Origin of the sequence: Flavonifractor sp. An91 (assembly GCF_002159225.1) — a bacterium.
In the GTDB taxonomy this organism is placed as follows: Bacteria; Bacillota; Clostridia; order Oscillospirales; family Oscillospiraceae; genus Flavonifractor; species Flavonifractor avicola.
This window is the reverse complement of the sequence record NZ_NFHA01000050.1, coordinates 1-11,350: the sequence shown is the minus strand read 5'-3', so window position 1 is coordinate 11,350 and position 11,350 is coordinate 1. Positions and strand designations below refer to the sequence as shown.

At 45.1% G+C, this 11,350-nt stretch carries 9 protein-coding genes, 2 tRNA genes and 1 pseudogene; 3 read left to right on the top strand and 9 right to left on the bottom strand.

The annotated features are described in order from the left end of the window. Positions 1-100: 100 nt before the first annotated feature. The 4 genes from B5G42_RS18010 to B5G42_RS16370 form a co-directional block, all read right to left on the bottom strand. Positions 101-370: a hypothetical protein gene (locus B5G42_RS18010; RefSeq protein WP_140399877.1), complete on the bottom strand. Its 270-nt coding sequence runs from the start codon at positions 368-370 to the stop codon at positions 101-103. A gap of 779 nt (positions 371-1,149) precedes the next feature. Next, complete coding sequence (locus B5G42_RS16380; protein WP_087272664.1) at positions 1,150-1,794, bottom strand: SprT-like domain-containing protein; 645 nt, start codon at positions 1,792-1,794, stop codon at positions 1,150-1,152. Between the two features lie 128 nt (positions 1,795-1,922). Further along, positions 1,923-2,123 carry a hypothetical protein gene (locus tag B5G42_RS16375; protein ID WP_087272661.1) on the bottom strand — a complete coding sequence of 67 codons (201 nt, stop codon included), beginning with the start codon at positions 2,121-2,123 and terminating at the stop codon, positions 1,923-1,925. 127 nt (positions 2,124-2,250) lie between these two features. Next, positions 2,251-3,483: an S-layer homology domain-containing protein gene (locus tag B5G42_RS16370; protein WP_087272658.1), complete on the bottom strand. Its 1,233-nt coding sequence runs from the start codon at positions 3,481-3,483 to the stop codon at positions 2,251-2,253. Between the two features lie 132 nt (positions 3,484-3,615). On the opposite strand from B5G42_RS16370, the gene B5G42_RS16365 reads away from it, so the two are divergent. Continuing rightward, positions 3,616-3,858 carry a helix-turn-helix domain-containing protein gene (locus B5G42_RS16365; protein WP_087272655.1) on the top strand — a complete coding sequence of 81 codons (243 nt, stop codon included), beginning with the start codon at positions 3,616-3,618 and terminating at the stop codon, positions 3,856-3,858. A gap of 64 nt (positions 3,859-3,922) precedes the next feature. Here B5G42_RS16365 and B5G42_RS16360 read toward each other — a convergent pair whose 3' ends face one another. The 5 genes from B5G42_RS16360 to B5G42_RS16345 all read right to left on the bottom strand — a co-directional run bounded on the left by B5G42_RS16360 (position 3,923) and on the right by B5G42_RS16345 (position 8,372). Continuing rightward, entirely contained in the window at positions 3,923-4,189 is a 267-nt protein-coding gene (locus B5G42_RS16360; protein ID WP_087272652.1) for a DUF6809 family protein, read from the bottom strand. 172 nt (positions 4,190-4,361) lie between these two features. Further along, positions 4,362-4,437: transfer RNA gene (locus B5G42_RS16355), tRNA-Thr, on the bottom strand. A gap of 63 nt (positions 4,438-4,500) precedes the next feature. Further along, positions 4,501-4,585, bottom strand: a tRNA-Thr gene (locus tag B5G42_RS18270). Positions 4,586-4,941: 356 nt separating this feature from the next. Continuing rightward, positions 4,942-7,410: a S8 family peptidase gene (locus B5G42_RS16350; RefSeq protein WP_087272650.1), complete on the bottom strand. Its 2,469-nt coding sequence runs from the start codon at positions 7,408-7,410 to the stop codon at positions 4,942-4,944. A 2-nt stretch (positions 7,411-7,412) separates the two neighbouring features. Beyond that, positions 7,413-8,372, bottom strand: a complete 960-nt coding sequence (locus tag B5G42_RS16345) for an AAA family ATPase (protein ID WP_087272647.1) — start codon at positions 8,370-8,372, stop codon at positions 7,413-7,415. Positions 8,373-8,600: 228 nt separating this feature from the next. Here B5G42_RS16345 and B5G42_RS16340 point away from each other — a divergent pair, with 228 nt between their 5' ends. Together B5G42_RS16340 and B5G42_RS16335 are read left to right on the top strand one after the other, a co-directional pair. Then, the gene (locus B5G42_RS16340; RefSeq protein ID WP_242961265.1) at positions 8,601-10,100 is read left to right on the top strand and encodes a ParB/RepB/Spo0J family partition protein; all 1,500 of its coding nucleotides are present in this window, start codon (positions 8,601-8,603) and stop codon (positions 10,098-10,100) included. Between the two features lie 63 nt (positions 10,101-10,163). Beyond that, positions 10,164-11,350: pseudogene (locus tag B5G42_RS16335) on the top strand (hypothetical protein); the annotation flags it as partial.

Here is an 11,350-nt window from a genome sequence, read left to right as displayed (position 1 = left end):
GGGGCTGGCTACGCCTCCAGTGTAAAGGAACTATTCAAATTGTAAATGGCTGTTTTCAGTTGACCAAAATTGGCGTTTTTCGCCTGACCCGGAATGGCGATTATCGCCTGACGCTAACACCATTTTTATATACATACTTGGTTACATAGACATTTTTTCTTGACATAGATACTGAAAAATAAATTTCATAGTCCGCTCCATTAACAGTGGTCTTATAACTTAAATAATCACGTTTCTCAATGTAATTTCTACGACTTCCATTTCCATTATCACCCCAAAAATAGGAGTATCTATAACGATCACCCAAATCCAAAAATCTCTGAAAATTCTCCTTCTGCTCCTGTGTCAAAACAATCTGATTCTTCTTCATATATAGAACCACCTTTCAAAAATATTTGCTCAAAATATGAGCTCATACCATGAAAGGGAGTCGAACCCTAATGCCAACAGAAATTTACTTGTGGCTACCACTCACAGTTTTAGAAAGTGCATTTAGGCCAAAGGCGGTTCTATTATTTTGTTCGTTTAGCGTGAGTGCATAATAACGCAATGTTTTTGTGAAAGCAAGACCCACAATGACGTTGTAACATAACTGTAACATTGCAAAAATGTATTATTTTGATAGCATCAAATTGATAATATCAACAAAACCCTTATAAAATCTACATTTCCTTCATGTTTTATAAAACTCCTGCCTGTTTGCATAAAATTCAGCACAGTGTATATAAAACCTCTAACTGATACAGTAGGAGAGAATACAGAAAAGCCCCACCGGGACTGGCGGGGCTGATACAATGGTGGTGGGGGGATATTTTGAATATACACTTTCAAAAGAACAAAAAGCGTGCCGTCCCCACTCCCATATTTTGAGTAGGCCAAAAGAACAAAAGGTGGGTAAGGGAAAAGCAGCCATTCACCTAAAAATCCAGCTCCAGATCTCATTTTCAGGAATACCACTCAAAAACCCTTACAGGACAAAGAAAACAGTAGCATCCAGATTTTTGAGGTCTGGCAAGGGTTTTAATCCCTTGCTCTGTCTGTACTTTTCCTTCCTGTCAAAAACAATTTTTTACGATTTTGAGCATCTAAAAATACCGGAGACCACCAACGGGTGGTCTCCGGCTGCTTAATCGTCAAAAATATCAAAATTCACTTCTCCACCAGCTCCATAGGACAGTCACAATCCAGACACCCGATATGCACCTCTTTGGTGGCTCTCACGCTGCATCCACAGGTAGGACAGATATACTTTCTCACATTACTTTTCTTCTTTCCTGTATCTGCTCCACCCCCAGGATCACTACCAGAACCACCCTCAGCACCACCAGACGCACCATACCAGCCTGTCCTACTCAGGTCTATCCCTGTCCACCCCTGTCCCTCTATAAAGGCGATAAGGCCGTCTGAGGGGCTTGTAGGACTATGACCTATTCTGGGGTCATACCCAATCACCAGGCCACGCTTTTCTGCTTCTGCTTTGAATTTCTTGTTATGGTAGGTTCCACCCCTGGAGGTGTCCTTGATACCAGCCATAGCACAGTAATGATGAACCATCTCGTGGAGCAGGGTCGATATAGTCAATTCTATTGCCCTGGAGAGGTTTTCAGCCCCCAGATTGATTTCCCTATATCCCTTTTCATCCTGACGCCAAGCATCCCAGGTAGTATAGTGACCATAAGCCTTAGGGCTGCTCTGAACCGTGATAACCACAGGGGGTAGGCTACCCTCAAAGTAGGTATCATTCAGCACGCCGTAGGCGTGTTCCAAAAAACTTGTTATCTCACTCACACGCATAAAAAAATCCTCCTTGAAAATGTACTTTCAAAGAGAATAAATTTAACTGTCCCCATTTATGTTGAGGACAGATTTATTTATGTCTATTCTGTTCATTTTTAGTTTATTTTTTTATATACCCCTAAAGATTAAACAGCAAAGGCACTTTCACAACCCTTTAATAAAAAGAACATCAAAAATACTAAACTTATAAATACACCCCAACCCATTACGGTTCCAAACTCTATCTTCTTTCTTGAATCTTTCTTTTGGATTAAATTGTATAATATATTAAAACCAAACGATATTCCAAAGCCTATCCCAAAACTTAATAGAAAATATTCCGCCATATATACAAAAACATCCTTTCATTTCTATATAAAAAGAAAAAGGAAAGTAAAAGTCAGAAAAACCAGAATTCTGATTTCTCTTTCATTTTACTTTCCTTGACTATAACTATTTAAATCTTTTTATTTATTATTGAAAATAACTGGTATCAGGCCAATTACAGCATAAATCCCAATCCTCTAAAACACCATCCCATACCCATACACCATTGGAACTGATTTGACCATCGTAAGTTCCCTTTGTTGCGGGCATTGGATTTGCATCTATAATTACAGTCCATTCAGTATCCCAATGACCCTCACCTGTCCAAGGATTAACCTTATAAGTGTCATTATTATATGCTTTTCCTATACTATTTAAATTATAGTCACCAAGGACAGGCCCAGGAGAGAAACGCTCTTGATTTGTTACTGTACCCGCCTTACCTGCATTAGGTGTAGCCTTAAACCCAAGGTCTGGAGCTACGCCCTGACCCTCACCAAGAACACCATTTGGTCCCTTCTTTAAAACGACCTTTGTACCATCAGCCTTAACAAAGATATCACCCTCACGAGCAAGACGGCTTTCGCCTGCTACACGAGTTTGACCCTCATAAATTGTGATAGGTTGACTTAAATCTGTACCTGGTTTCTCAACAGGCGCACTCAGATCAGGAATAGTACGCTCATCAGGATAAGCAAAACGATAAAGAACTGTAGCACCCTGCGCACGAGTTGCTGTCTGCTTAGGGCTTACTGTGGTACTGGTTGTACCTGCAATAATACCCATTGTGTATGCCTTAATCATACTATTTCTCATATCACCTGTACACTGATTTAAGTCTGTTACACGTGATGATACACCATAAGCATCACTATAAATCTGCTCACCCATTGCTTCAAGCCCCTTGATGGCCATATCTGTCATACGCTCACGGGTAATATTTTTTGCATTCATATCAGCACCACTACCATAAACAGAAGAATTAATAATGCCCTTTGCTAAACCTAAACGATAAGCACCATCATACCAAGTACTTGTATACTGAGCATTATACTGTTCCAACTCTGTTGGGAAAGCCTTACGCAAAACAACTGTCAAGAACTGAACTTCTGACATAGGAGCCTCAGGGGAAAAAGTTGTACTGGAAGTACCAGCAAACAGACCATCCTGAACCATTCTGGCTACATAATCATAGTACCATGCATTTGCGGGGATGTCTTTAAAGTTTGCCATAGCCTTTTCTTGCTGCTCGATTTCTGTTGCAGTCTGATTGACCAAATCTTTTATATTTCTGGTTGCATAAGCAGGACCCACCATACAGGACAGGGCAAGTCCTGTTGCCAGAACACCAGATAACATTTTTTGTTTGTTGAACCTCATAAATACTACCTCTCTTTTAGTTTTTCTATCTCTCTATTTATGTTTTACTAACTTCCACTTAGTTTATCTTGATTGTAGCATATAAATATTTCAGGCTCAAGCCCCTAAAATATTCTTGGAGGGGCTTTTGCTATGAAAAATGAGAACATTTCAAAATACAGAGATGAGTTCATCGCTGTTGGTCTGAAAATTGGATATCTGAGAAGACAAAGGGGAATGACCCAGGAACAGCTTGCGGAAAAAGCAGGGATTTCCCTAGGCTTCCTCAGTCAGATTGAAGCACCTAACTTGTCTGTGGGGATCTCTCTGGCTACACTCTTTTCTATCGCTGAGGTGCTGCAAGTACCACCCTCAAAGCTGCTGGAGTTTGATTGAACCTTAAAACTTCACTATGCTAAATATAACACGGGTTGCCGGTGTCGGCAACCCGTGTTTCTGTCTATTCACCAAAAAGTTCAAGAGCAAAAGCAGCACCCATACGAAAGGCGTAAAGGAACATACGCTCCAACTCCATATTACTCTGGACTGTCCTCAAATGCTTTAATTCCTGACACACTTTCTGTTCTTTTTTAGACCTACCCACCATCAAAGAGTGTTCCAACTGCTCAATCTTGCGGGAGTACATCTTGTAGACTGGATCATCTGAACACCCAAACTGCTCCCAAGGTCTGACTTCACCCATATAGAACTCCTCCAAGATACCCATATCCTCACCACCTATATTCTTTTGGTGGTGACATCTTAACTCTTCCAGAGGGAGGAGCCAAGGGCCAGTTTTTGAATATACATCTTCAAAATGTCCTGTTGACCACTGTTGACCAAATGGGCAACAGTTGGACAACAAAAAGACCGTTTACCAATGTGGTAAACGGTCTTTCTGGAGCTGGAAACGTGACTTGAACACGCGACCTGCTGATTACGAATCAGCTGCTCTACCGACTGAGCTATTCCAGCAAACAGCATTTTTGATCACTTTTTGGAGCCTTTTCGACTATCTCATTCTGGGGATAGAAGAAAAGCCAAGTGGGACAAGGACTTTCTCACACCCCACTTGCGACTATCTCATTACGAGTGAGCTGCTCTACCTCTGAGCCACACTAGCGCATAATTTATTCCAAATTACTTGTAACATGATACAATAGAAGAAACAAATTGTCAAGGAGAATTCTCGGTGGTGGGGGAGCTGCTCATAATGCTCTGACATTATGGTAAGCCCCCCACACAATCTAGCGTTTTGTGTTGCTATGGATGTAAATAAAATGCGGAGTGCCTTTGCAGGATACTCAGATCCTATAAGGACACTCCGCATGGTCGGAGTGTAATTATGGGACTTGGAAAAGTCCAGTCATATCAATGGTTTGCAAGCCGCCAGCAAGAGGTTCTATCTATTACCATGTTACTTGATTTAGCATTTTCGATATATGAACATAAAGAAGTGGATTGCCCACTTCTTTATGTTCAGGGTACTGGAATGTCAGTTTGGACTGTTGTAGGAATTTGTGATACGATGGGAGTGTATAAATCTACATCGGTTTTAGGTGTAGATAGAGAAATAACAAGTGAATAACGAATACTATTATTGAATTTCCCTAGATAACTGCGCTCTCGCCACCAGCCAATAATAGGATAAATAGCAACTATATTTGCATTACACAAGTTAACTGCTGCATCCTTAATAAAATCTGAGTGAATCGAGCCAACATCGCGATTGGTCGTACCTAAATACCATCTGTTACTTCCGCTGCTACCATCACCGTTATCTTGAAGATCATCGCCACGCATTTTGATGTTAATTCGTTTTTGAAAATCTTCGATGGTTTCATTTGGGCTGATGACATCAAATCTTAAGCCACACGAAGGGTAGCGATAGCGATTACGCCAGCCAATTTCGCCAGGGCCCGGCTCGATAAAATAAGAGAGAGTAACTCTCATTTCTACCCCAGTCTCTCCAAGTGACTGTAAAACCTCATTAGGCCACGGTATGGTATGTAAATGCATTTCATTCATCTGAGTTCGACCATCGTGTTTTCTATAGGGTTGCAATTCGCCTTGAATAATAAGGTTAACAGAGTTATTCATACATTGGATTGCTTTATCAAGATGTGGAATGCCATACCCACAAGTTCTAAGGAGATTTCTGCGGCCCCTCGATTTCAACTCATCTGTGCAGAAACGCCGCCGCATACAATCAGTCCATCTAGCGGAATGGACTAGCAAGGCGCGTACAGTTTCCGGCCAAATGTTTGGATACTCTGCGAAAAGTTGTGCAGCCATCCAAGCCGCTTGCGCCGTTGCAGAACTAGTTCCCCATATCGTAGAAAAGGTTCTTATCAGTGGATTCCTGTTTGTTGTAAGTAACGAGAGATCAGGGCAACTAATATAGTCTTCTCCGTTAGTAGCGATATTGCCACCATCTAATAGTATCTCTGGCTTAACCGGCCACTTATTATCCCAAGTAACTGATGTTGAACTGTACGGCGAAATATCACCTGCATCAGCTACTGGGGAAAATCCTGGTAAAGAATCTGAATCAATAGCTATATCTTTTGTATATGCACCTACCGTCAATGCATTCCACGCCTGACCAGGATTTTCAATTCCGTGTAAAGTGTTTGCATTTGGGAATCCCGACTGTGCAATCTCTGTTGGCTCGACATTGCCTGCACTAACAAAGAATAGACGCTTTTCACCGCTCCCGTCAGCTCCAGCGGTAATGCTATCAATGGCACCTGACCAGGAAGTTGGGCTTCCATCTAGCGTATTGTGCATTGATGAAGTGACTGCCATACAAATAGCACGGCTTACTCCCGGTTCCTCAATTTCTGCAAGAGCAACCGCTCGCTCTGTTATTGCGCCATATAAGTCGGGAGGATTCTCTCCGTGTGCAGGCGGAGGTAATATTTTTATAGATTCCAGTTTATGAAATATATGCTGTGCATCATGGCTAATGAGACATTCTTTCAAATCATTATACAATGCGATACCAGCCATCTCAGTGCCGTGGCCATCATGATCAACAATACCCCAAGAGTTTTCAACGGTTTGAATATTACTGTCTTTTATAGCAGGCGATAAAAGTTTGTGACCAGCAGACACACCGGTATCCAAGACGCAAACCCTTGCCTGTGTTTCATGGAAGGTGGTTCTTGATAACAATTCATCAGCCCATTCGACCTGTTCATTTCTAGGCAACCCATCAAAAAAGTTGGTCATTTCAGGGGCACAACGCATCTCTGCTACATAAGCGCAAGCCGATATGATATTTGCTAATTGTGTACTAGTTGCTTTTACCAAACGAACAATTCTTTCTGGGAATATGATATGGCGTGGGTTTACTTCTATCTCCAGCATATGACAACAATTTAAGAAATCAGATTCCGCATCGTCATAACAGTCTCTCTCAAAGCGTAACCAAACTTCACACCACACTGGACTATTTTGGGGCATAGAAGTTGGGCTACCCAGCCAAAATGAATCAAGCAGAGCTAATTTAACATCCTCAATACTACGAATAAGGTCATTATTTGCAGGAGGTTTTCCATCTTCTCTTGGAGCCATATATTCTTGTATGCGATGAAGAAAATAACCTTCTTTTCCTGCAGGAATATATACGGTTGCTTTGGTAGTATCACCATCTTGCCTAACATTTAACAGGCGTATTCCTTGCTGAAGATTCTCGAGTTTTTGGATTGCCAAATCGTATTGGGGAGCACCAGAAAACTCCAAATATACTCCCTCTTTATAACGAATTGCAGCCACTTGCTTTTGTGTAAGTGACTGCATTTTGCATTCCTCTAACTTGTGGCTTATAAAATCTGCGTGAGCGCGTGGATTGTTCCGTGTAGGATATACGGCATTAGAGCGTCCTCGTTTTGAAACATAGGGAAGAGGCGTAATCGTTTCTTCCAAAAAAATATTTTTTAACATGGTTACGCATCCTTTGTAGAATAGGCAGATCTTCTGTCATCAATAAATTTAGCAAGCAACCTATCGTTAATTACCCCGTTCCTGAGTATTGCATCCTTTATTGCATCGTCACAAACATGAATAATTTCCGCATGGCTTAAGCCTATGGCGTGTTCAACAAGTACATGTGAAATACAATAATTTGTATTAAAGGATTTCAATTTTAAGTCAAACAGTCTACAGATTTCATCTTCCGATGGAATAGAATAATGTAATACATCATCAAACCTTCTAAATAGTGCTTGATCTAGGAGTTTTGAATTGTTAGTAGCAGCGATAATAATACTTTCTGAAATGTCCTGTTCGATAAATTGTAAAAAAGAATTGAGTATACGACGTGCTTCGCCGACTTCATTATCTAAATTTCGATCTGCACCGATAGCATCGAATTCATCAAAAAAATACACACCTGTTGATGTTGCAACGGAATCAAAAACCTGTCGAAGTTTTGTGCTAGTTTCTCCCATGAACTTCGTAACAACTTTATCCATTTGCACGGTATAAAGGGGTAAATTCAGTTCTGATGCGATTACAGATGCTGTAAATGTCTTCCCTGTCCCGGGTTTTCCCTCAATTAAGATTTTTCTACGATTACTTAACCCATATTTTTCAAGGCGATAACGATTTCTATATTCATCGAGAATGCGTTCTATGCGTTCCAGAAGTTCCTTAGATACCACTAAATCTGCCAACCTATCAGAAGGCAATGTCATCAAAAGCATAGAATTTTGTTGATTAAAACGAAAGATATTTCCTTTAGATGTGCAAACCTTGCCAGCATATTGCTTTAGTTCACGAGCGAGGGTTTCGTGGCCGAGTTTTGCTTCGTATGCTGCTATCTGTAAAACAACTGTCTTAAATCGTTCATCATCGTGTTCAATATGGGCCTTTATAAGGCTCTTAAGATGTTCAGCGGTTGCCACAAAACTCACCTCCACTTAATATAATTAATCATTGTAATCTTACATCTCTAGGAGCCTAAAGTCAATAAAATCCTATATGTAACAGTCACATATTACGCAATGTGAATAGGGCCTCCCAACGGGACTACGGGCGGCGTTTTCATATATTCTAACGAGAAAGGAGGGGGCTTCCCCACAAGCCAGCCGCAGGGCTGGCCTTTTCTATTTCACGACAAAGGAGGTTTTTCATTGGCTGATGACAAAAAGAATATTCCCGATGCCGGGAAGGTAAACGAGCCCGCAAAGGCGGAGAACACGGAGCCCATGAAGGCTGATCCCGCTATGCCGGAACAGCCTTCCCCATCCAAACCGGAGGCTCCTGCGGTAGAGGATGCGCCCAAGGCAGCGGTGCCCCCTGTGGCAGAAAAGGCTCCCACTCCCGGGGCAGAGCAACCTGCTCCGTCCAAGCAAGACAATCCCAAGGGCAAAGACAAGCCCACTCCGCCCAAAGAGGACAAGCCCCAGCCGGGAAAAACGGATCAACAGGTCACGATCCCCGGCATGGGAGATCCCGCCCCCGCTGGAAAGGTGGTGAATTTCACCGCCGCCCGTGACGGGACAGTAAAAGGCAAACCACCGGAAAAGGCCCCAGCCTCGGACAGAGGTAAGCAGCCGGACGCACCCACGCCCCGCCGGGGCCGCCCGCCCAAGGAGAGCAAATCCGCTCCCGGCAAGACGGCCCCACGGGACAAGAAGTCCCAAGGGGCCGGGTTCTCGGCTCCGGCTAAAAAGAAGAATTCCCGCACTCTGGGCAGCAGTAAGGCCGCCTCTACCGTGGAGCCCAAACCACCGACGCCGGAACAGCCCACCGAGCCCAGAGACGCCACCCGCCCGGTCAAGGAGGAGATCGTCTATCTTGACCTGTCCGAACTCCACGCCTTTAAGGACCACCCCTTCGAGGTGCGGGATGACGCGGAGATGCAGGCCCTGGTGGAGAGCGTCAAGACCGGCGGCGTAAACCAGCCCGCCCTGGTCCGTCCCCGTGAGGGCGGCGGTTATGAGATCGTGGCAGGCCACCGCCGCCAGAAGGCCAGCGAATTGGCCGGGTATCGGAATATGCCCTGTATCGTCCGCAACATGACGGATGACGAGGCCATCCTCGCCATGACGGACGATAATCTGCGCCATCGGGAGCATATTCTCCCAATGGAAAAGGCCAGGGCCCTGAAACAGCAAGTTGAGGCCATTAAGCACCAGGGCGTCAAGTTGGGTGAGGACGACAAGGACGCCGGAAAACGGTCCACTGAGGTGGTGGGAGCCCGCAACGGTATCAACTATAAGCAGGTGCAGCGGTATATCCGGCTCAATGAGCTGGTGCCGGAACTGCAAAAGATGGTGAATGAAAAGCGGCTGTCTTTTACACCTGCCGTTGAGATTTCCTTCATCCGTCCCAAAAACCAGCAGTTCATCGCGGTTTCCATCGAAGGGGAACAGTCCGCACCCTCTCTCTCCCAGGCGCAGAAGCTGCGGGAACTGGACAAGGAGGGTAAGCTGAACCCGGACGCCATCGACGGTATTTTGAGCCAGGAGAAAAAGGAGGTAGATAAAGTGATTCTTTCCACCGCAGAATTGAGCAAGTATTTTGGCAAGGAGGTCACTCCCCGGCAGATGAAGGACCAGATCATGGCCCTGCTGGACGAGTGGAAAGAAAAGCAGCCGCCGGAGAAAAAGACGGAACTTGAGAAGTAAGCCCTTGGGACAAAGTGTCCCAAGGGCTTTATTGATTTCTGCGACAAATTTAGGAGGTGCAATTTGAAAAACAATCATCATTCCCCCCGGAGGCTGACGGCCCTCCTTCTGGTCGTAGCCGTCATGCTCTCCCTGATCCCCTCGGCCTTTGCCGCCCAGCAGAACAGCTACCATGACCCGGCGGAGCATTGGCTGACGGCTTTGGATCGCACCAATGAGCTGGATGTGAACTCGGTTGTGACCACGGAAACATTTTACTGCAATATTTGCGACCAAAAAACAAACTTTACACTTTTCCGCGTACCGGAATATACCAGGGACGGTATTTCCGCCATTACAAGAAATGTGGTTTACTCGGACGGCACTTTGCGCGGCGGAGAAGGAACAGGCCCTATTCTGGACGGAGCACCAGGCGTAGACGCATATTATACTGGCTACCATTGGACAAAAGCAGTCTGCAACGCCTGTGGGACGATCAATAGCAACAGTGGTCCCACGGGATATGCGTTCCAGAACAATGTTTACTATCTCCATGACTGTGCGGCTGAGTTCATGGAAACTCTGGATGACATTGTGACATACACCTGCACAGATAGCACCTATCATACCAAGACTACCAAAGGAGGCTCTTACTGCTGCTTCTGCTATGGCACCTACAAGGCGGAAAGCTCCACCCTGGAACGGCACCACATGGAAACCGTCATACGGCCGGAACTGTCCAACCAGCGGTTTGTGGAGATGGACACCTGCGCTGACTGCGGCTATGCTGAAACTGCCTACACCGCCGCAAAAGCCGTGGTTGCAGACTACTTCGGGACGGTAGACGGCCAGCCCCACACCGTTACCGTGTCCGATCTCTCCGAGGCGGGCGTCATCACCGCCATCCGCTACGGCCACACGGCGGACGCCTGCACCCTGACCAGCGCCCCCAACTACACCGAGGCCGGGGATTATGCGGTGTACTATGAGATCACCTACACATTCCAGAACACCGACATGGTGGAGGACGGCGTGGCCTATGTCCATCTCCGGGACGAAAGCACAGAGGAAACTGATGGGGACGGCACCTGCGGCGAGGACCACAACTGGACCCTGCTGAACAGCGTAGACCCCACCTGCCTGACCCTGGGTTATGACCGCTACCTGTGTGTGGACTGCGGCAAGATTGAAAAGCGGGACTATGAGGCTGCCCTGGGTCATGCGTTCCAGAGTGTTGTGATTCGGGACGCCACCTGCGAGGCTCCCGGCAA

Coding starts and splice junctions, on each gene's coding strand:
- B5G42_RS18010 (WP_140399877.1), bottom strand. CDS start 370: ATGAAGAAGAATCAGATTGTTTTGACACAGGAGCAGAAGGAGAATTTT.
- B5G42_RS16380 (WP_087272664.1), bottom strand. CDS start 1,794: ATGCGTGTGAGTGAGATAACAAGTTTTTTGGAACACGCCTACGGCGTG.
- B5G42_RS16375 (WP_087272661.1), bottom strand. CDS start 2,123: ATGGCGGAATATTTTCTATTAAGTTTTGGGATAGGCTTTGGAATATCG.
- B5G42_RS16370 (WP_087272658.1), bottom strand. CDS start 3,483: ATGAGGTTCAACAAACAAAAAATGTTATCTGGTGTTCTGGCAACAGGA.
- B5G42_RS16365 (WP_087272655.1), top strand. CDS start 3,616: ATGAAAAATGAGAACATTTCAAAATACAGAGATGAGTTCATCGCTGTT.
- B5G42_RS16360 (WP_087272652.1), bottom strand. CDS start 4,189: ATGGGTATCTTGGAGGAGTTCTATATGGGTGAAGTCAGACCTTGGGAG.
- B5G42_RS16350 (WP_087272650.1), bottom strand. CDS start 7,410: ATGTTAAAAAATATTTTTTTGGAAGAAACGATTACGCCTCTTCCCTAT.